General features: G+C 40.7%; 18 protein-coding genes. 4 read left to right on the forward strand and 14 right to left on the reverse strand.

Annotation, left to right across the window (positions count from 1 at the left end):
- Both K2X50_05735 and K2X50_05740 read right to left on the reverse strand, forming a co-directional pair.
- The gene (locus K2X50_05735) at window positions 1–1317 is read right to left on the reverse strand and encodes an MFS transporter (GenBank protein ID MBX9586741.1); all 1317 of its coding nucleotides are present in this window, start codon (window positions 1315–1317) and stop codon (window positions 1–3) included.
- A gap of 111 nt (window positions 1318–1428) precedes the next feature.
- Window positions 1429–1692, reverse strand: coding sequence for a hypothetical protein (locus tag K2X50_05740; protein MBX9586742.1), 264 nt, complete (start codon window positions 1690–1692; stop codon window positions 1429–1431).
- Between the two features lie 170 nt (window positions 1693–1862).
- On the opposite strand from K2X50_05740, the gene pepN reads away from it, so the two are divergent.
- The 3 genes from pepN to K2X50_05755 all read left to right on the forward strand — a co-directional run bounded on the left by pepN (window position 1863) and on the right by K2X50_05755 (window position 6462).
- On the forward strand, window positions 1863–4517 hold the full coding sequence (gene pepN, locus K2X50_05745; protein ID MBX9586743.1) for an aminopeptidase N: 2655 nt from the start codon (window positions 1863–1865) through the stop codon (window positions 4515–4517).
- A 215-nt stretch (window positions 4518–4732) separates the two neighbouring features.
- Window positions 4733–5449 (forward strand): glucosaminidase domain-containing protein, encoded by a 717-nt coding sequence (locus tag K2X50_05750; GenBank protein MBX9586744.1) that lies wholly within the window; start codon window positions 4733–4735, stop codon window positions 5447–5449.
- A 56-nt stretch (window positions 5450–5505) separates the two neighbouring features.
- The gene (locus tag K2X50_05755) at window positions 5506–6462 is read left to right on the forward strand and encodes a hypothetical protein (protein MBX9586745.1); all 957 of its coding nucleotides are present in this window, start codon (window positions 5506–5508) and stop codon (window positions 6460–6462) included.
- Between the two features lie 3 nt (window positions 6463–6465).
- On the opposite strand, the gene K2X50_05760 is transcribed toward K2X50_05755, so the two are convergent.
- The 9 genes from K2X50_05760 to potA form a co-directional block, all read right to left on the reverse strand.
- Entirely contained in the window at window positions 6466–7134 is a 669-nt protein-coding gene (locus K2X50_05760) for an HAD-IA family hydrolase (GenBank protein ID MBX9586746.1), read from the reverse strand.
- Window positions 7135–7174: 40 nt separating this feature from the next.
- Window positions 7175–7885 (reverse strand): bifunctional 2-polyprenyl-6-hydroxyphenol methylase/3-demethylubiquinol 3-O-methyltransferase UbiG, encoded by a 711-nt coding sequence (gene ubiG / locus K2X50_05765; GenBank protein MBX9586747.1) that lies wholly within the window; start codon window positions 7883–7885, stop codon window positions 7175–7177.
- Window positions 7886–7892: 7 nt separating this feature from the next.
- Window positions 7893–8285, reverse strand: coding sequence for an Hpt domain-containing protein (locus tag K2X50_05770; protein ID MBX9586748.1), 393 nt, complete (start codon window positions 8283–8285; stop codon window positions 7893–7895).
- Between the two features lie 247 nt (window positions 8286–8532).
- Window positions 8533–9432, reverse strand: coding sequence for a cation diffusion facilitator family transporter (locus K2X50_05775; protein ID MBX9586749.1), 900 nt, complete (start codon window positions 9430–9432; stop codon window positions 8533–8535).
- 18 nt (window positions 9433–9450) lie between these two features.
- Window positions 9451–10467: a protease SohB gene (gene sohB, locus K2X50_05780; protein MBX9586750.1), complete on the reverse strand. Its 1017-nt coding sequence runs from the start codon at window positions 10465–10467 to the stop codon at window positions 9451–9453.
- A gap of 15 nt (window positions 10468–10482) precedes the next feature.
- Window positions 10483–11514: an extracellular solute-binding protein gene (locus K2X50_05785; GenBank protein ID MBX9586751.1), complete on the reverse strand. Its 1032-nt coding sequence runs from the start codon at window positions 11512–11514 to the stop codon at window positions 10483–10485.
- A gap of 10 nt (window positions 11515–11524) precedes the next feature.
- Complete coding sequence (gene potC / locus K2X50_05790) at window positions 11525–12295, reverse strand: spermidine/putrescine ABC transporter permease PotC (protein ID MBX9586752.1); 771 nt, start codon at window positions 12293–12295, stop codon at window positions 11525–11527.
- Complete coding sequence (locus tag K2X50_05795) at window positions 12292–13143, reverse strand: ABC transporter permease subunit (protein ID MBX9586753.1); 852 nt, start codon at window positions 13141–13143, stop codon at window positions 12292–12294. The genes potC and K2X50_05795 overlap by 4 nt, the downstream gene beginning before the upstream one ends.
- Window positions 13136–14227: a spermidine/putrescine ABC transporter ATP-binding protein PotA gene (gene potA / locus K2X50_05800; GenBank protein MBX9586754.1), complete on the reverse strand. Its 1092-nt coding sequence runs from the start codon at window positions 14225–14227 to the stop codon at window positions 13136–13138. The genes K2X50_05795 and potA overlap by 8 nt, the downstream gene beginning before the upstream one ends.
- A 215-nt stretch (window positions 14228–14442) precedes the next feature.
- Between potA and K2X50_05805 the strand changes: the two genes are divergently transcribed.
- Window positions 14443–15474, forward strand: coding sequence for a VIT1/CCC1 transporter family protein (locus tag K2X50_05805; GenBank protein MBX9586755.1), 1032 nt, complete (start codon window positions 14443–14445; stop codon window positions 15472–15474).
- A 22-nt stretch (window positions 15475–15496) separates the two neighbouring features.
- Here K2X50_05805 and K2X50_05810 read toward each other — a convergent pair whose 3' ends face one another.
- From K2X50_05810 to K2X50_05820, 3 genes are all read right to left on the reverse strand, one after another.
- Window positions 15497–18277: a hypothetical protein gene (locus K2X50_05810; GenBank protein ID MBX9586756.1), complete on the reverse strand. Its 2781-nt coding sequence runs from the start codon at window positions 18275–18277 to the stop codon at window positions 15497–15499.
- 150 nt (window positions 18278–18427) lie between these two features.
- Window positions 18428–20272, reverse strand: a complete 1845-nt coding sequence (locus K2X50_05815; GenBank protein ID MBX9586757.1) for an ATP-binding cassette domain-containing protein — start codon at window positions 20270–20272, stop codon at window positions 18428–18430.
- 74 nt (window positions 20273–20346) lie between these two features.
- Window positions 20347–22188 (reverse strand): hypothetical protein, encoded by a 1842-nt coding sequence (locus K2X50_05820; protein ID MBX9586758.1) that lies wholly within the window; start codon window positions 22186–22188, stop codon window positions 20347–20349.
- Window positions 22189–22227 lie beyond the last annotated feature (39 nt).

Genomic DNA, 22227 nt, shown 5'->3' on the forward strand with positions numbered 1-22227 from the left:
TTAATGATCTTCTGGAACATGGCAGTAGGTTTCTGTAATTAGAAATGCAAAAAAAGTTGATATTGCAAGCCCGATCGGAATTACGCTCAGTGCAAAATGATAATCTGTTACTGTGAAAGCTTGCAATCCATCCACTAAAGTATGATGAGAAGCCCAGTGTAAATTGAGAAGAAGACCGACTATTGGTTGAAATACGGCTCCCCCCATCATGATCATAAAATTGGTGGTTCCTGTTGAAGTGCCCGATAATTTGTTACTATTTTTTTCGCGAATCAGTGAAAAAACTAAAATCTGACCGCTGCTAAAGAGTCCAAGTAAAAATAAAGACACATTCATAAAGAAAAATGGCACATACGGAAAATAAAGGATGACTAGCATGATGAGTAATGCGCCGATATTAGCAATAATGAGAGGCGGTCTGCGCAAACCAATTTTATCTGAATAGTAACCAATAAATGGAGCACCGATTATCCAACCGATAAAAGGCATCATCATTAGCTGTGCTGCTCTTTCAGGAGTGAGTGAGTAAGCATCTTGGAAAAAAGGAATGCCCCATAGATCCATTAAGACCGATGCGGGCATATACATAAGCGCTCCCACTATGCCGATGTACCACGTTTGAGGCCGTGAGAATATAATACGTAATCCACTTCTAAGTTCGGGGAAACTGCTTCTGTAAGGTGGAATTCGGTGAGCATGTTCAGGACGTGGACGATTTCGTAAAAATAAAAAAATGATGACTGCTAGAATAATTCCTGTTAGCACAACAGAATTGAGAGCGTCTTTATATCCGATAACGTGAACCCATTTTGCAAGGTAATAATCGGTGAAAATTGCAGTTATCATCGCTAAGGTTGTAGTTAATCCCGCTGCAAGAGCAAAATGTCGAGTGGGTAGCCAAAGAGAGGAGATTTTTAATACACTGATGTAACCAAATGCAGCGCCTAGGCCCATTAGAAAGCGTCCGAAACAGGCTAGCATATAACTAGATTCTGCTGAAATAAAAACAGACACTCCAAGAGTACATATCAAACAGGCAATCGCCAGAGAAGTACGTACTCCATATTTGTCGAGTAAAACGCCAACGGGAATCTGCATTGGTGTGTAGGCATAGTAAAAAAATGCAGCGAGGTGACCAAATTGACCTGCTGAGATATTGAAGTGTTGAATTAGCTCAGTTTTCATAGTGCTGGGGGAGACGCGTAAAAAATAAGCGAAGGAATAAAAACTGACTACAATAGCAAACATGATCCAGGGTAAGACGTGTATCTTATAATAAAGATGACTCGAAAAATCTTTGGGGTGCTGTCGATCCATGAGTTATCCTGACGCTATTCGTAGCCCAAAGGCTATCAAGCTGGATAGCTAAAGTCTATATAAATATTGCGGTTTATGGGGTCGCCCTAATAAGGGGGGGGTACTTATCTTTTAGGTGGCAGGTGCTGGTGGTGCAGCGGCAGGGTTAGGAGTGGTTTTTGTTGCGTAATTAATAACCTTGAGTAGCTCCAAACTTAACATTGCTGTAGCCACTATGGCGAAAAATACGGCTGCAAACTTAAAAAATGCGGATACCATCGGAATTACGAGTGGGGGGCAAAATATCCCGCATACTACCATCGCCAAAGCTGCCAATGTAACGGATGCTGCGCATGCTATTGCGATTCCAACTGCTATTTGTCTTGCTGTGGCCATCTTCTAGTCCCCATTGTTAAGTTATCAATACTGTAGACAGTATACCATATATTACTAAAAAACGCAATAAATTTAGCTCGAATAGCGCGGTTTGCAGCTAATGAAAATCAGCTAACTACCATAGTATTTCCAATAAGCACTCAGTATACTGGCCACAGGAGGTAATTTCTATGAGTTTAACGAATACATCTGAGAGTCAAACACATTATTTGGAAGACTATCAAGTTCCCGATTTCTTATGTAATGCCATTTTCTTGCATTTTGAGCTTCATGAGGATCACACAGCGGTACATAGCGTAATGCATCTGCAGCGGAATCCAAATTCACAAAGTCCAGATTCATCGTTAGTACTTAATGGTGAGGGGATGGACTTAGAGACATTGTTATTGGACGGAACTCCGATAATATCAGAAAATTATCGTGTGGATAAGGAAAGTTTAACAGTCGATCATTTACCCATTCAGTTTATATTGGAAACTATTGTACGCATTAAACCACATGAAAATTTTGCACTTAGTGGTTTGTACAAATCACGCAATAATTATTGTACACAATGCGAGTCGCACGGTTTTCGCCGGATCACGTATTTTCTCGATAGACCCGATGTCATGACTAAATTTACTGTAACGATTTCAGCTGATAAAAAACGTTATCCGCTTTTACTTTCCAATGGAAATTTAGTTGAAGAAAAAGAATTGAGTAATGGACGTCACTGGGTGAAATGGGAAGATCCTTCATTAAAACCTTCGTATTTATTTGCTTTAGTGGCAGGGGATTTGGATTTATTACAAGATCAATTTATCACACGTTCAGGTCGAAAAGTCGATTTGCGACTTTATGTTGAAAAAGGCAATCTAGATCAGGCAAGTTATTCAATGGAGTCGTTGAAAAATGCAATGCGTTGGGATGAACAAACATTTGGTTGTGAATACGATCTCGATATCTATATGATTGTTGCTGTCAGTGATTTCAATATGGGTGCCATGGAAAATAAAGGCCTCAATATTTTTAATGATAAATATATTTTAGCAAAACCTGATACTGCCACGGATGAAGATTATGTGTTAATTGAATCGGTGATTGGACATGAATATTTTCATAATTGGTCGGGCAATCGAGTGACGGTTCGAGACTGGTTTCAAATCACACTAAAAGAAGGGCTCACCATTTTCCGTGATCAAAGTTTTACGACAGATCACACCTTAGGTGATGTGAAACGAATTCAAGATGTGAATGTAATTCGCAATGCACAATTTGCTCAAGATGCGGGGCCGATGGCTCACTCAATACGACCTCATTCCTATATCGAGGTGAATAATTTTTATACGGTTACAGTTTATAATAAAGGGTCTGAAGTTATTCGCATGCAACAAACTCTTTTAGGAAAAGAAAAATTTACCAAAGCGATGGAAACTTATTTTCATCGTTTTGATGGCATGGCAGTAACTACCGAAGATTTTGTGAATGTGATGTCAGAAGTGGGGGAAATTGATTTAACACAATTTAAATTATGGTATGAGCAAGCGGGTACTCCCATATTAACGTTCAGCGATAGTTATGATGCGTCTTCGCAAACTTACACATTACGCGTTCAACAATTTACGCCACCTACACCAGGGCAATCTGAAAAATTACCTTTTCATATCCCGATTAAACTCGGGCTTTTAGATGCTTCAGGTCAAGATATTGCTTTGCAGTTAACAGATGAATCTTCTGCTGCGGGTACTCAGCGTGTGTTAAATCTTACGCAATCAGAACAGACATTTTATTTTGTGAATGTAAAAGAAAAGCCAGTGCCTTCCTTGCTGCGAAGTTTCTCAGCACCTGTAAAAGTTAATTATCCTTACACGGATTCAGAATTTATATTTCTGATGCGACATGATAGCGACGGATTTAATCGATGGGATGCTGGGCAGCAGTATTTTATTCGAACGATTCTTGCATTAGTGGATGATTATCAAAAAAATAAACCGCTCTCTTTAGGTGATCAATTTGTGGAAGCAGTTGGTGCTGTTCTTTCTGAAGACTCACTTGATAATTTATTGAAAGCAGAAATGCTTATTTTGCCCGGCATTTCTTATTTAATTGAATGTATGACAGTTGCTGATGTTGCTGCTATTCATCACGTGCGCGAATTTATCAAAAAAGAATTAGCTGTGAAATTATCAACGATGTGGCAAAAGTGTTATACAGAAAATGCATTGCCTGGTGAGTATACCTTTTCACATACTGCGATGGGGCATCGGCGAATGAGAAATCTGGCGTTACACTATTTAATCTTAGGGGCGCAACAGGGGGATTGCTCAGTGGCAATTCAACATTTCGAAGCGTCGAATAATTTAACGGATCGTTTAGGCGCTCTAGAGGCGATAAACGCTGTGGAAGGCAAAGAGCGCGATCGGTTGTTAGCCGCATTTTTTGATCGCTATCAGCGAGATCATTTGGTCATTGATAAATGGTTCCGATTGCAAGCTATTGCCCCTCTAGATAGCACCCTAGATCAAGTCAATAAGTTACTAAAACATAGTGCATTTGATATGAAAAATCCTAATAAAGTACGCGCATTAGTGGGCTCCTTTGCAAGCTTGAACCCCGTGTGTTTTCACGCATCTGACGGGAATGGATATGAATTTTTAGCAAATATTGTCATGGAAGTAGATAAATTTAATCCCCAAGTGGCTGCTAGGCTCATTGAACCCTTGATTCGATGGCGTAAATTTGGTATAAAGGTTCAAGGTCTCATGAAGGCGAGCTTAGAGACCGTCGCTAATCATCCCGCCTTGTCAAAGGATGTGGGTGAGATAGTCGTAAAGAGTCTGAAATAATTTTCAGGATGAGTTCTAAAAATAAGTGAGGAGTTCATTATTATAATGATCCTCTCAGTTAGTTTTGGGATTCTTATCGAATCTGCCAGTGCGAACTTTCGTACGCATGGGTGTTGAAGAGTGATCTTCAACAGGTTTAGCAACCCATGGCGGATGGATGCTACATAACAAACGATAATGTTGTTTTGTGGCGCACAACTGACGGAGAAATATCCATGTTAAAGTTTTTTTCAAATCTTTTGCTTGCGTGTGTAATTTTAGTAAGCAGTGTTAATGTTTATTCGGCCCCTTTGGTTTCAGGTAAACAATCTCAATTTATCAAACAAATGCTTCCCGAAGTGCGCAAAGCGAACGCTGAAGTTCGACTAACGCGTGAGCTGTTACTCACCATGCATGCTAAGTGGTCAAAATCGCATCAATTGAGTACCCGTGATCAATTGTGGGTACAAAAAGTGGCTGTTGAATATAAAATCAAAGATTTTAATTCTAAAGACAAAACGAGTTGGGATAAATTAATTCGACGGGTTGATGTTCTTCCTGAATCGTTGATTTTGGCTCAAGCAATTCACGAATCAGATTGGGGGCAATCACGAATTGCAAAACAAGTGAATAATTATTTCGGACGTTTCTGTTTTTCATCAGGTTGCGGAATGGCGCCTATTAAACGCCACGGCAGAGGCGATACTCACGAAATTAAACGATTTAATTCTTTGTATGCATCGGTGGGTGATTATATTCGCAACATCAACACTCATATAGCGTATCAAACGCTGCGAGAAGAACGTTCAAAAATTCATGCGAATAAACAAGACATGCACGGAACGGTTTTAGCGAAACATTTATCAAAATATTCTGAAGATGGTGCAACGTATGTTTCAATGGTGAAAGCGATTATTCATGCGTATAAACTTGAGAAATTAGATACTGTTTAATTCAATAATATCGAGAAGGGCTCATTCAGCCCTTTTCTTCTAGAAGGATGCATAGCGTGTATTCACATGAAGAACTTAGTCAACAAGGGTCACAAACAATAACCGGAGCATTATCAGGAAAGAAATTCACAATTCCTGATGTCAATGCAGCGCCGATGCCCGCATTAGCAGACCCCGGAGTTATTATAAACGGAAATAAAGCGGAGCATTTTGGCGAGATTGATTCTTCCGTTGGTTATCCCGATGTCAGAAGTTTTAAAAGAAAATTTGGTTTGCTGATTCCTGCGACGAATACCAGTATGGAGCATGAATTGTGGAGTATCATTTTCAAAAACCAAGGTCCTAATGAATTAGCTGGTGTTGGTTTGCACACGACAAACGTTGCAACTCCAAGTCCTAAATTGGCTTCTGCCGAAGATTTATTAAATTATCAACGTCAATTTTTGACAGGTCTTAAATCTGCAATAGATTCTGCATTATTATCAGTGCCACAATATTTAATTATGGGCATGAGTCTAGAGCATATTATTTATGGTTTGGATCAAATTAGAGCGCCGATGAAAGATATTGAAGAACATTCAAAATTGTCGTGGGCGACATGGCATGATGCGGCCCCAGCAGCCTTAAATAAGTTTGGTGCAAAACGAATTGGAATAATTTCACCGTTTGATTCTCAAGGCAATAAAAATGCCACAAAAATGTTTGAGGATTTAGGCTATGAAGTAGTGGCCAGTGTGGGGTTTTCATGTGCGCATGCAATGCACATTGCTCACGTTCCGGATTGGGCAAAAGAAAAAGCCGTAATGGAATTATTGGCCACCAAAGAAAATAAATTAGACGCTATTGTTCAATGTGGAACCAATATGAGTTTTATTAATGTGACTGAAAAATTGGAGCCTATTCTAGGTATTCCTATTTTAGGCATTAATGCAGTGACTTTTTGGTATGCGCTCCGAGAAAACGGATTTTTAAATCCATTAGTGGGTGGCGGTCGATTATTCAGAGAATTTTAATTCTTATTTATTCAATATCCAGGTTAATAAATCTTCTGGTTTTGAAATACTGTAATTAGCTCCCCACGAAGACGGATCTTCGTTTTCAGGAATATAACCATAAAGTGCAACAACACTGCGCATGCTTGCGCGGGTTGCAGCTTCGATATCAAGAATTGAATCACCAATGAAAAGACAGGACTCTGGAGCACAATCAATGATTGAGCACGCAGCGTAAAGTGGTTCAGGTGATGGTTTTGAAAAAGGTGTTGTATCTCCGCCTATCACGCAAGCGCAATCTTCTAATAGTCCCAAATCACTAATCACTTTTCTAGCAAGATGTTCAACTTTATTTGTGACTATTCCCCAAGGCAGATTTTGTTCCTTCAATTTTTCCAAGACAAATTTTACACCTTCGAAGGGTCGTGTTTCTGAGCTGATTCTATTTTCATAAAGCGTATAAAATTCCTGTTTGAGCTGAGGGTATTTGGGGTGATCAGTGTCGATATCAAATCCAAGTTTAATAAAGCCGGGTGAGCCATAAGAAGTCACTTGACGGACGTGATCGATGGGTAATGACGGAAGTTGATAACGTTGTCGCAGCGTATTTAGCGCACCAGCAAGGTCTGGCACGGTATCTAAGAGCGTGCCATCAAGATCAAACAATACTGCCGATAGTGTTGTATTTTGCATTCGTGATTCTCAATTATCTAAAACGTTCGAGTATACACTATTATTCTTTGATGCAGTGAACGAGATAATTAACGTCGCTGCTCTGCGTTGTGGAGTATTCGCGGGTGATGGGGCTGTAGGTGATGCCAATGGTTTGCTGCCACTGTAGGCCGGCTTTACGGCACCAGGAGGCCAGTTCGCTGGGTTTGATAAATTTGGTGTAGTCGTGAGTTTGTTTGGGCAGTAGACCTAGGAGGTATTCGGCGCCAACCACAGCGAATAAATAGGCTTTGAGGTTGCGGTTGATAGTGGAAAAGAAGAGGTGTGCACCGGGTTTTGCAAGTGCTGCGCACGCATGAACAATCGATTCAGGATCAGGAACGTGCTCCAGCATTTCTAAACAGGTAACTACGTCGTATTTTGCAGGATTTTTTTGAGCATAAGCTTCAGCAGTTAATTCAATGTAATTAATTTTTAGTTGATTTTTGTCGGCATGTTCGCGAGCAATCATTAAGCTATCGGGAGCAAGATCCAATCCTGTAACACGCGCACCGGATTGAGCAAGGGCTTCGCAGAAAATACCTCCCCCACAGCCGATATCAATGATTTCTTTATCATCAAGTTGAGCATGTTCTTGGATAAATTTTAAGCGAAGTGGGTTGATGGCATGCAGCGGAGCAAATTCTCCTTGAGGATCCCACCAGGTTTGTGCAATGGAGTTAAATTTAGCTATTTCATCGGGATCGCTATTGGGCGCGACTTTTGCATTCATTTACGGCTTAGCCTTCTTCGAGTCTGAAATTATTAGCAGCGTAAACAGTTTGTACGTTTTTAATTTCATCAAGCAATGTATTAAATAACGCCTTAATCTTGATGTTATTAAAAGGTATTTTTTTGCTTTCGTTGGTTTTAAGGTGCTTTTCTAAATTTTGAACGGCTAGTTTGAGTCTTGGAACTCCGCAATAGCAAGTTGCTCCGTGTAATCGATGTGCCTGGTCTTTTAATTTTTGATAGTCTTCAGTGGCAAGAGATTTTTTCATGTTTTTTAGTACAGAGGGTAAATCCGCGATGAACAGAGTGAGTAAATCGTTGGCGATTTCAGAGTTGTTATTGGCCAATATAAGGCATTGTTGCCAATCGATAGCATCTTGATTTTTTACAGTTTCGTTCATTGGACCTCCTTCACTATCAAACCTATGTGTGGCCTCTAAGGGCATTTTTCAAATAGACTTGTTTTTCAAATCATCAGAGGATTCATTCCTCGGCCCAATAAGTCTATACGATAAATGAGATATTGCAAGTTGTCTGCAGAAAATTATTATGGTTTACACTGATTTGAGGCCATATTATTACCCTTTAATCATGGAAAATCAAAATAAATTTATCTTTTTTTAAAGGCCGTTTGTTGTTTAATGAAGTTTATGATGGATTTGGAATATTGCAGGAAGGATGTACTGTCTGATAATTGGTTTCTGGCTGAAGGGTAATATGGTGAATATCGTATTTTTGAGCTAGCAAAGTTTTTAATTCAGGTAATAAATTTTCCCAAATTGAGAAGGATTCAAGCTCAATATGGGCAGTTAGTACGATGCGACCCGATGAAAGTGTCCAAATATGAAGGTCGTGCACTTTAGAGACTTTGGGGACTTCAGAGAGGGTTCTTACAACGTCTGAAATGTCGATGTGTCCGGGTACTCCCTCCATTAAGACGACGATGGATTCACGTATTAAGCTGATACTCGATATCAGGATTAATATTGAGATAAAAACGGAGAGAATAGGGTCGATGGGAGACCAGTGGGTATAGTAAATAACGACACCAGTAATCATAGCGGCGATTGATCCGAGTAGGTCACTGAGCACATGCAGGATGGCGGCACGGACGTTAAGGTTGCGATCGGATCGTGATAAAATCAAGGCAATGAGCGAATTCGTGAGAATGCCCGCAGCACCTATCCAAATGACGACAACAGCATTGACGCTTTCAGGGGATCGTAGCCTATAGATAGCTTCGATAATGACCGCAATGGCTATACCGAGCACGGAAAGGCTGCTGATCCAAGCCCCGATGACTTCTGCACGGCCTAATCCGTAAGTGTGAGTATCAGTGGCAGGTTTAGTGGCAATCCAGGCAGCAAAGGCTCCCAGGCCTAATGCGAGGGAATCGCCGGCCATATGTCCGGCGTCACTGATAAGAGCCAGTGAATTGGCGTAGTATCCGCTGATAAACTCAACGAATGCAAAGAGCAGCGTCATTCCCGTGCCAATTAATAAGACAACAATTGAACTATTGGTATGGTGATGATGCCCTTCATGCATTTTGCATAATCCTCACAGCTAAAATAATGGTTTCACAATGCCACATTTTTCAAGAATGTAATCGGCACTGTGTCTAATAGCATCACTGATTTTTTCTGACATCTGTTTTTTCTTTAGAATATCTATTTGGAACACATTGAATTCTTTTGCCGCTTTACATAAATAATCATCGCTTGTGGAAAGTGTGTCGACGAGATTAAGTTCTTTTGCATCGATACCATACCAAATTTCACCTGTAGCCACTTTGTCGATATCGACGTTAGATCGATGACGTGAAACAAATATTTTGAATAGTTGATGAGTATTCTCAACATCTTCGCGGCACTTTTCACGGCCTTTATTGGTATTTTCTGCAAAATAAGTGAGCGTGCGTTTATATTCTCCCGCAGTAATTTGTTCATAGTCAATATCATGTTTTTTGAGAAAGCGGTGAAAATTGGGGGCTTGTGTGACAACACCAATAGAACCGAGCACTGCGAAAGGCGCAGCAATAATTTGGTTTGCTACACACGCCATCATATAACCTCCACTGGCAGCGACTTTATCGATGCACGCAGTAAGAGGAATTCCTGCATCACGGATGCGCTGTAATTGGGAGGCTGCAAAACCATAACTATGTACCATTCCACCACCGCTTTCGATACAAACGACAATTTCGTCATTGGTGGTTGCGGTTGTTAGAATAGCAGTAATAACTTCGCGTAATTCTTTTGTTGCAGACGCTTTGATGTCACCATCAAAATGCATAACAAAAAGTCGTTTGCGATTTTGAATTTCATCATCGGCTTGGAATTTTTTTAGTTGTTGTTTGGCGTTTTTTTTGTAGGCTTTTAGTGATTTTTTGTTGAGAACTGTTTCATGCAAGGTGTCAGCGTAAGCTTGTAAGCGTTTGTTGAATCTTTTAATTTTTAGTCGTTGAAAAGAGTCTTTGTCGCGTGTAGTGAGAGCTGTAATCACAAGCGCAATGATGACAATGGCAAGTACCATCGTAATCGACTTAGCGAGAAATAAGCCGTATTCATACATGAAATCCATAAATTTTTCTCCAGTTTAGTCAGCACCGATTTTCAATCTTTCCCAATAGCGCTCATAAATGCGGTTTGCCGTGCCGAGGTCTCGTTGAAATTTACCGCGCTTAAGTACTTGTGCTGAAGGACTAATAATGGGATTGTGACGTAAATTTTCGGGTAATGAAAGATTAGCGGTTTTATTGGGAGTGGCGAAGCCAATTCTCGGGGGTATTTGGCTAATAATTTCAGGTCGCAGAAGAAAATTAATCAACTGATGCGCTTCATCGACATGTTGTGCGTTGGCCGGTATGACTAAACAATCTAGACTGATTTGAAAACCTTCTTCAGGATAAATAAATATTATATGGGGATTTTCACGGCTTGCGAGAAAGATGTCGCCACCCCAAGCCAAGCCTATGGTAATATCTTCGTCTATAAACATATTAGCTACAGCAGAGCTATTGAATACTCGAATATTAGGCATCAAATCAATGAGTGTACGATACGCTTCTTTGATGGTATCAGGATTTACGGTATTAATGTCATCACCTTGTTTTAACAAAGCCGATGTAAAGCAATCGCGTAAATCGTCCAGCGCGAGTAATTGATTGCGGTATTTAGGCTTCCATAGATCCGCTAGTTTTGTGATATCTTTAGGATTATGGTAGAGAGTATTGAGTGCAATACCTGTGGATGACCACAAATAAGGTACGGAATAATTATTTTCAGGATCGTACTCTCGATTGAGAAATACAGGATCAAGATGATGCCAATTGGTTAAAAGCTTTTTATCAATACGATGCAATAAACCTTCTTGCCGCATTCTATCGACCATATAACTACTGGGTGTAATGATGTCATAGTCACCATGTTTGCTGTGCTTTATTTTAGTGTACAAAGTTTCATTGTTGTCGAATTCGGCATAGTTGACAGTAATTCCAGATTCTTTTTCAAATTGCTTGATAAGATGAGCTGGTAGAAAATCTGACCAATTGTATACATTCAGTACTTTTGTCTTCGCGTGACCCAGCGTGCAAAATACTAAGGAAAATATGAGAAAAAACCACTTCATCGCTTTTCTCCTAAATTGATTTTTTACGCATGAATGAGTGAGCCGTCAAAATTAATACTAATGTGATGGCCAGTATAATTGTACAAAGCGCATTTAACTCAGGGCTAGCACCTAAACGAGCCATGGCATAAATTTTTAGCGGTAAGATTTGAAAGGTGGGGCTTGAAACGAAAAAACTGATCATGACATCGTCCAGTGATAACGTAAAACTGATGAGCCAGCCTGCTAAAATTGCAGGTAATAAAAGTGGCAACAAAATTCGACGTAAAATTGTGCTATCACTAGCACCCAAATCTTTGGCGGCTTCAACGAGTTCTGATTCTAAATTTTTAATGCGGCTTAATACCATTACAGTAACAAAGGGCATACAAAAACTTGTGTGTGCTAAAAATATAGACCAAAAACCTAAAGGGAAATTGAAAAAATTGTACAGCATTAATAATGCAACGGCTAATACGATATCGGGAACAAGAATTAAAAAGAAAATTAAGGCGTGCATGGTTTTTCGACCTATGAATCGATAGCGATGTAAACCAATGGCGGTTAATGTGCCCAGTATTGAGGCCAAAGTAGCGGATAAAACGCCTACAACTAAAGAATGCCAGGTGACTCTGAGCAAATCTGTGTCTTGAAGTAGTTCTTGATACCATTTCAGTGTAAAGCTATGCCATAGTAGTGATCGCAACGTATCGTTGAAAGAAAAAATAAGAATCACAATAATGGGAACGTATAGAAAAGCATACACAAGAGATTGATAGCTGTATTTAATAGCGCGGATCATAGTAATTCTGTCCTATCGCTATCAGGATTACGTTGCCAATACCAGTGGGCAAGAAGTAGCATAAAAATAATTAAAAGAACGCTGCTCGCTGCACCCAGTGGCCAATTATTGGCTGACAAAAATTGTTCCTGGATCAGATTTCCGAGCAACATACTTTTTGCGCCACCCAGCAAATTGGGGATATAAAAGAGTGTCATCGCGGGTAAAAAAACCATCATGGAGCCTGCCAAAATGCCTGGCATCGTGATGGGTATTAAAATTTTTCGTAAAACTGTAATTCGTTTAGCGCCCAAATCTCGAGCTGCATCAATGAGTGTCAAATCTAATTTTTCCATGTTTGCGTATAATGGGAGTAGCATAAACGGCAGTAATGTGTACGTTAACCCGATAAAAAGCGCCACATTTGTGTAGAGTAATTGTAAGGGTTGATGAATAATCCCTAATGAAAGTAAAGCCGTATTAAAAATGCCTTTGGTTTTTAGAATTGTCATGATGGCATAGGTTCGAATCAGCGAACTTGTCCAAAAGGGAATAATAACGAGCAGTAATAAAAAAGAACGATAACGAATGCTCGAGTGCGAAATGCCGTAGGCAAAGGGATAACTAATAATTAAACAGAGTAGAGTGCAACTTCCAGCAATGAGCAAAGACCGTAAAAATATTTTTAAATAAGCAACATCGACCATTTCAGCATAGTTTTCCAGGGTAAAATGTGCTGTGATATTTTGTGCCGAATTCATTTCTAAAAAACTGCTGATGATAACCATCAATGTCGGTACTAGAGCGAAAATGACGAGCCACGACCATGCAATGCTGAGAGTAAAGAAACGAAATTGACGATCATTCATGAGGTATAGTGACCTCCCAACCGAGAGTCCATTCTACCCAGACTTTTTCGCCTACGTCGTAGTATAAATTAGGGTCATCTTCATTGAAAAATTCAGTGGCAGCGAGTCTGAAACCACTCGGTAATTGCACCATTAAGTCCACCGTGCTGCCTTTGTAAATCACTTCTTCGATCACGCCAAGCAACATTTCAGTGGAGTCTGTGATTTCTCCTTGATTCCATACGTTGATATCTTCAGGGCGGATTATTACGCTTATTAAATCACCTACTCGATGATTTTTGGTGTTTTGCAGCGTAAATAGGTTGTTTTCGATACTGACAGTGATGGCTCTTTCGCTGGCTTCTTCTACTAGAGTATTAAAAATATTGGCTTCACCAATAAATTGCGCTGTAAATAATGTTTTGGGTTCTTCGTACACTTTTCGAGCGGTATCCACTTGTTCAATTTTGCCATTATTGATAATTGCAATTCGATCAGACATCGATAAAGCTTCTTCTTGATCGTGAGTAATGAAAAGAAAAGTAATGCCTAATTCTCTTTGCAAATGTTTGAGTTCGAGTCGCATGGTTTTACGAAGACTGTAATCTAAAGCGCTGAGTGGCTCATCTAGCAATAATAATTCTGGGCGATTGATGACAGCACGAGCGATGGCGACGCGCTGTTGTTGTCCGCCACTGAGATTGGCTGGCATGCGATGTGAAAATGTCGAGAGACGTACCATTGCAAGCGCATCTTCCACACGTTTTGCCACTTCATTTTCATCAACGTTTTGACAACGCAGGCCGAACGCCACATTATCGAATACATTCATATGTGGAAATAAAGCGTAATTTTGAAAGACCATATTAATAGGTCTTTTTTCAGGAGGTAGATTGGTAATTTCATTACCGTTTAGGAGAACGTGGCCTGTATCGGGTGTAACAAAGCCTGCTAAAATTCGAAGCAAAGTCGTCTTACCGCATCCTGAAGGGCCGAGCAGCGTCAAAAACTCACCGTTTTCAACGGTCAAGTCGATGTCCGTTAATGTTTGGTGATCACCAAATGTTTTGCAAATACTGCGTAATTGGACGAGTGGTGCAGTCATGTTACCTCCAGAGAGAATGCCGAATCATCTATGATCTGTCAGCTAAGGTCAAGAAGTTAAAAATAAAGGGGTCGGGTCTCCCGTTGGCTATAGGCAATATAGCCAACGGGAGACCCGACCCCTTTATTCAGACTTGACCCCTTATCTTTCAATAGCATAGACTGACAAATGGATATCAGTTCAAGGAAGTGACTATGGGTAATTCAAATTCGACTATTGCAAACCAACGCGATAGTTGGCAGGCGGAAAAACGTTCCGCGTATCTGTATCGAAAATTAGCTGAAAATACTCGTGGTCATGAGCAAGTCTTATTTAATCAACTCGCCAATGAAGCCGATGAACAAGCTGATCTTTGGGCTCGATCTCTTTTATCTGCAGGTGATCAAACACCCTTAGCCTTGACATTGGATTTGCGAACACGCTTTGTCGCCTTTTTAGTTCGGTGGTTTTCACCCAGTCAATTGGCGACAGTATTAGCGAGTATGAAAATTCGTGGCATGTCATTGTATTTTGCCCCCTCAGAAGAAAAACATCCAATACCACAATCGATAGAAGAGGTTGGTGCTCGTCATAAATTAAGTCATGCGAATAATTTACGCGCCGCGGTTTTTGGTGTGAATGATGGATTGGTTTCTAATGCGAGTTTGATTTTAGGAATGATAGGAGCACACAGCGAACCTGCAACCGTAATGCTTGCAGGGACTGCAGGATTATTAGCGGGTGCGTTCTCGATGGCCGCGGGTGAATTTGTCTCAGTTCGATCTCAACGTGAATTATTTGAATATCAAATTGAATTAGAGCGTGAAGAATTAGAAATGTATCCTGAAGCTGAAACGGCTGAGTTAGCACTCATTTATCAAGCACGCGGTTTAAATAAAGATCATGCAGAAAAATTAGCTAAAGCCTTAATGGAAAATCCCACACATGCATTAGATACTCTAGCGCGAGATGAATTGGGAATTAATCCTAATGATTTAGTCTCTCCGTGGGGCGCAGCCATCTCGTCATTTTTATCTTTTATTTTCGGTGCTTTTTTGCCGATGATTCCGTATTTGATATCCAAAAACACTCATCATTTACCCGGAGTTATTTTGATAACGGCTTTTGCGTTATTTGCAATAGGATTATCGATTAGTTTATTTACAGGTCGTAATGCGTGGAAGGGTGGAGTGCGGATGTTGTTAATTGGATTGTGCGCAGGTGCGGTGACGTATTTAATTGGTCATAGTTTAAGCGTAATTTTGTAAGTGAAGATCTGATCACGTCACCTTATTTATGACCACCGCCACCACCGGGACTCGGAGCCTGAGGCGTTTGTTGTTGTTCTTGCGGGGTTTTTTTCGCTTCTGCTACTTTCTTTTTTGCATCCTCTAAACTTTTTTTGGTGCTATCAACTTCTGTATTATCTTTTTGATTTGGGTCTTTATTCTGTTGATTAGGATTTGCTTTCTGTTCTTGTTGATCTTTTTCTTTTTTCTCTTCTTTTTTACTGTCTTTTCCAGAGGATTTTTTAGGGTGATTATTTTTCCAATCATCAAAATTATCATCTACCTTTTGCAATGCTTGTTCAGCTTTATCCGTTCGTTCATCTTCACTGATTTTTTTTGTAACCTCACGCAGTTCTGGCGAACTAAGGGTTGGCAGTGCCGCTGGAACTGTTGATGGATTATTAACGGCTAATGCTGCGACTGTATCGGTAAAATTAGTTTGAGTCTTATTTTCAGGACCATTCAAGAAATTTTTTACACCTTGTAAGTACTGAGACATAATCTCAAGTTTACCATTAGTAATATTTTGCAAGCTATCCAATTTACGATTGATTACGCCGGCCAATGAATTTGATTTATTATCAGTTTGATTTGCGCCTTGAAGATGTTCTCTGGTTTGACCCATACCCATATTAGTCCAGTTTGGACGAGGTGCAGGCGTTGGTGTAGCTGATGGTGCTGCTTGAGATGAAGTTGAAGGTTGAGGCTTTGGTACAGCTGAAGTTGATGTGGTCGCTGTTGGCGATGGTGTCGATGCAGCCGAAGTTTGTGCTTGAGCAGTTTGTTGCGCTGCCGCTGTTGTGTCTACTTTTTGTTTCTCTTGAGCTTGAACGGTTTGTTGTGCTGCTGCTGTATGTAAATTTTGTTCCTCATGAGCTTGGGCAGTTGGTTGCGCTGTAGCAGTTGTTTCTACTTTTTCTTCATCTTGTTTTTGAACAGGCGGTTGCGGATTGGGTATTGTTGAAGCAGCTTGCGCCGTTGTTTGAGGCGATGGAACTGATGTTGATGTTTCCACTGCAGATTTCTTTTCTTCTTCTTGTGCTTGTTTGGGGGGCTCTGGAGCAGCGCCAGGTACTGGTGCTTGAGTATCAAGCCCTTCACCTAGTGCTGCAGCTCCTAGCTCAGGAGGTTTTTCATCTATAGGAGTTGGTGCCGGTTCTGCCTTCTCTTCTTTCCCTTTTTCTCCAGTACCGCCTTCATCCCTAGTAGCAGCAACAGTTTCGCTCTTGGTTTCTTCAGGCGATTCAACGATTCCTTGCTCAGAAAACAGCATATCCATTTCTTCACTGTTAACTTCTGCTTCGTTTGATTCAACAACTCCTTCTTCTGAAAAGAGCATCTCCATCTCTGCACCGCTTACCTCAGCTTCTTCCGCGACCCTATCTCTAGGGGGTACAGGTGGTCCAGGAGGAGAATCAGGTTCTACTGCTGCGGCAATAACATCAGCATCTCGGGGTGGTGGCACAGGTGCAGCTATGAGATCCTGAGTAGCTTGATCTAATTGTCCCATAATTCCAGCTCGGCGTTCTTCTGAGAGACCTTTCAAAAGGTTGTCACTTTCTGATTTAACTAAATCGGGGTTCGCGGCATGCTGTTTATGAAGGAGTTTAATCGCATCGGCTCGATCAGAATCTTTGAAATAGCCTTTACCATTTAAAAATTCTCGGTGTTCGGTTGCATCGGGTGATTTATTAACAAGATTCACATAAGAATGTGCATAGGCGGAATGTTCAGCTCTATCCATAGCACTGGTGTTATTAAATGTCTCAGTATGGCTCGCTTCAACAGCTTCATGGGATTTGAACCAAGGTTCATGTTGATATTGTTTATCGAATTTTGCTTTTATTTCTGGAGTCATCGTAACACTGATGACACCATTTTCGTGCATGGCATCAGTTCCTTCAAGAATCATTTCTGGAGTACCACGATTGAATTTGAAATCTTCCCAGCCCTGAGTTTTTGCATATTCAGCGAGGCCTTGTACGCTGGCGCATGAAACACTACCATCTTTATGCGTACGTATTCTGTGGCCATTACACATAATGTCTTGATTGGAATCCCTTGCTTCTTTTTCAACAGAAGATTCTCTTTCCTCTTTTAATTCGACTTCTTGAGGTTGTCCGCCGGCACTATGTGAATCTTCCGCATCCGCTTCGGGTGTTTCCATCTCTACTAGTGCGGCTCTCGCTTGCGCTTCTAGTTCGGCGGAGAGAGTTCCAGACGCGAGTGCGGCTTGAAGTGCTGCAGCTGTAGCGTTGCTGTCATTGACAACATCTTGAGCTTCATTTGCTTTTTTTTCTTGCGCTTTTCTTGCTTGTCGTTCATCCATGGCTGCCATTATGCCCTTAAGCGGACCTGATCGTAATTTTGCATCAACGATTTGCATTTTCGGACTTTTTTCTTTTGCTACTATTTGTAAGCTCGCTTTTTCTGTGCTTGCTAATGCAGGATTTGCCGCGACTCTGGCAGCATTCGCTAATGTTGTGCGTGCATTTTGGAGATCAAGAAGCGCCTTTGAATTGTTTTGTTGAACGGCCTCATCTAATGATCCATTCAGTGTAGCGAGTGCGTTATTTTCTTGCTTTTTTTGTTCCTGTAAGGTGCTTTTCATATTCGGTGAACTTGTTTTTTTGAATTGCTCGTCGTTGGTCAATAATAATTCAGGTAAAGCACCTGGACCAAATGTATTTTGTGCATTTGTTAATGCCGTTTGATAGGCCTGCGATGCTTCTTGGAAGGCTTTGCGCGCTTTTTCGGACGGGTTTTCTGTTGCAGTGTGCATAACATTCTCCAGCTTTAATGATGCTCAAGACCAATCGATCTCTCTACATCAATTATAGCTCATTTTTGAGAATTGGAGGGTTAGCTTGGATATTGCGTAAACAACTTACCGTTAGATAAAATAACCATAAAAATCAATATGTTATAACGCTTAGCACTCATCTTCAATGATTTTTAAGATCTCGTGCTCTAATTGAGTAATCTGAGTTTTAAGATCAGCACTTTTGTCTTGGAGTTTGGCAAGCTCGGGAGAGTGAGGCGTATGATAAAGATCGGGATTAATGAGCGCTGACTCAATGTCAGCCAATTCATTTTGTAATTTAGCGAGTTTTTGTTCGTGTTTTTCAATCTTTTTTTCAGAATGTGCGGTATCGATTTTAGGTTGGGGTTTAGGTGCAGTTTTAATTTTAGTTGATTGTAATTTTGCTTCACGATCTTTTAGCCACAGACGATAATCATCCAGATCACCCTCGAAGCGATTCACTTTCCCATCATCAACCAACCAATAATCATCGACTAAGCAATTGAGCAAGTAACGATCGTGCGATACGAGAATCATAGCGCCTTGGAAATTTTGTAAAGCCATCATGAGTGCTTCACGCATTTCCATATCAAGATGATTGGTAGGTTCGTCTAATAAAAGTAAATTCGGTTTTTGCCAAACTAATAACGCTAATACTAAACGCGATTTTTCACCACCAGAAAAATTACCGATACTTTCAAAAACTCGGTTTCCCGTAAAATCAAATCCGCCTAAAAATGATCGCGCTTGTTTTTCACTGATTTTATCGTCTAAACGCTTAAATTGAGTCATCATACTCGCTTCTGGATCGAGTAAATCAAGTTGATGTTGCGCAAAATAACCAATTTTTATTTTACCAGAAGCTTGGTAAATACCGTCCATAACTGAGAGTTGGTTTGCCAATAATTTGATGAGAGTCGACTTTCCTGCGCCATTTAATCCTAATAGACCAATACGGTCTCCATCGCGCAAACCAAAATTAATATCATGTAAAATAGGCGTGTGATTATATCCCACTGAGCAGTGGTCGAGTGTGAGCATGGGATTAACACCGCACACGTTGTCAGCAAACTCAAAGCTAAACGGAGTTTCATCATGAACCGCAGCAATTTCAACCATTTTTTCCAGCATTTTTTTGCGTGAATTAGCTTGTTTTGCTTTGGAGGCTTTTGCGCCAAATCGATCGATAAAATTTTGAAGATGAGCACGGTGTTTTTGTTGTTTAGCAAAAGCAGCCTGTTGAATCAACAATTGCTGAGTATATTCACGTTCAAATGTAGTGTAATTCCCGGTATATTTTTTCAATTTTTGATCTTTGAATTGTACAATATGAGTGGAGACTTCATCGAGAAATTCTCGGTCGTGTGAAATCACTAATACCATACATTCCGCCGAACGAATCCAATCGCCCAACCAAATAATACCTTCAAGATCTAGATGGTTTGTAGGTTCATCTAATAAAAGAATATCAGCGCGTGACAGTAACACTTGCGCCAAATTTAGACGCATTCGCCAACCACCCGAGAAGCTGATGACTGGGGCATATAATTGCTCTTGTGTAAATCCGAGTCCTATCAGAATTTTTGCTGCCCGAGCAGGGGCGCTATAGCCATCGATTTCAGCAAAGTGTGTATGAGCGTGGGCGATGGCCATACCATCATGGCTATTTTCACTCTCATCTAATTCGGCTTTGCGTTGAGCGTATAAGGCATCGCCTAGTAAAGCATAATCAACAGCACTTTGCTCAGTGCTAGGCAGTTCTTGTTTTATGTGAGCGAGCTGACAATTGAGCGGAATTTCTAGCTCGCCTTTGTCAGCGGAGAGTGTGCGAAGTAAGCATTGAAATAAAGAAGATTTACCGACCCCATTCGGACCGATAATACCAATTTTTTGCCGGTCGAATAAATCAAGATCGGCATCTTCCAAAAGAACTTTTGTTCCGCGGCGTAAGGTGATTTGTTTTAAGTGTATCATTTTTGGATGTTAACACGAGTTAGGTTAATAAACATCAACATCTTACGCAGTTTTGTCATCGTAAGCGTTGATTCTTATTCAGGCTTAAGACCTCGTTCTTGTTGTACGATGTCTTCTTCAGTTACATCACGATAAATAATATTTTTTCTGAGATTATCCAACTCAATCGCTTCACCTCTTTGAGCTTCGAGATCATCTTCTAGTGTATTTAATGCTCTGATTTCACGAGTTTGTTCAGAGCTTGGAAGTGCAAAAAAACTTTGCCGGTGAGATAAATAGCGTTGTTGTCTTTCCTCTCTGCACGGACAACACAATGTGCTCGCGATACAATGAACTGTCAATCGTCTTCCTGATACTTGAGTCGCATCACGTTCCCATGAGACCAGCATGATAATCAATCCTGTAAACATACCAAGATCGCGACCAATGGCTGATCCAACGAGTCCAAGATTCATTGAATACGATAAAATATACGAGCTACTTAAGCCAACGACGCCTAATCCTACAACAGACGATACGACTGTCATCATAGTTCGCTCGAGTCCGCGATCGGCACCACTATAAATAATTCGAATTGGATCAATTAGAAACGCCGGTGCAGCCCATCTCATAACTGTGACAGAGGCACTGAGGAGTTCTGGATTATTTGTGCCGACGATTACTTGTATGAGTGCTTCAGGCCAAATTTCAAAAGCAAGAAAACAGCCTGTCCCATAAATTAATCCAATAAAAGCATTAATCCGGCCAAAACTAACCATGTCGGTAAATCGTCCCATCGATCGATAACGGGATACCAAAATGTTGGCGGATTCACCTGCAGCATACGCAGGAACGATCAATAAAAATCCCCAGGATTGAATAACACCTTGGGTAGCTAAAACACGAGAACCCAATTTTTCACCAACCCATTTTATTGCTAAAAATAAAGTACCCAGTTCAAATCCGTAAAAAAAAGAAATGCCCCAACCAAGGCTTAATATTTTGCGAAAATAGGATCGAGAAGATCCGCCGAGTCTGAACATTTGAAAAGATTGTATCAGGGGATCTGGAGTGAAATAAAAATACGCTAACATACAACTAAAATAGAGCCAGTATTGAGAAGCAATGCCAATGCCCACTCCCCACATGTTGGTTCCGAAAAGTCTAACGCCCAGTAAATAGGCGAGGCTGTTTCCGAAAATGCCACTGATTAATGAAAACCCAAAAACAACATGTGCTTTTCCCGCGGTATTGGCAATATTTGAACACACGAGACCACCCAGGTAAGCAAAGATTCCCCACATATTAGACCGGCAATATATTTGACTGAGTGCACTGCTTTTTGCCGGCTGCTGAATCAAATTGAGTAAAAATCCGCTGAATCCGAACATAGCACTTAGGGGAACTGTATAAATTGCTCCAATCTTCAGTCCGTCTCGAAAAATTTGACCTACATCTTGCAGTGAGTGACTTTCATTATCATGAAAAATTGTTGAACTTCGGGTGCTTGGACCTAGCAAGACCGGGGGTGGAGCTTCGTCTGGATGTTCTTGATCTAAAGGAACAATGCTGGCTGTTAGTGTAGCAACGGCTTGAAATGTTGAGCCTAAAATTGTAGGTGACCATTCTATAATAGCCATGACTGTGACAGCTGCGACAGCCTCTTCCCCGCCGTATGCTAGTAGGTAGACTTTTCCTGAGTCGGCTAGAGAATTAACGAGACTGGTTGCGGCTATTTGGGTGTTGAGCCACAAGGATTGTTTAAATCGAGACCACCAGCTAAGCGTTTCTTCGTAGGGAGGGGTGGATTGAGGGGTATAATAGGGTCGAGCGGGTAATGTAGTGGGCAGAAACACTTCTTCAGAGCCTTGATTTTCTTCATCAGAAGAATGTTGCTCTCCATCAAAATCATGATCTTCTTGTATATTGTCTTGCATTATAATAACCGTAACCTATTTTTCTGTGAGTTAAGAGGG

The organism is Gammaproteobacteria bacterium, assembly GCA_019748175.1.
Classification (GTDB): Bacteria; Pseudomonadota; Gammaproteobacteria; order JAIEPX01; family JAIEPX01; genus JAIEPX01.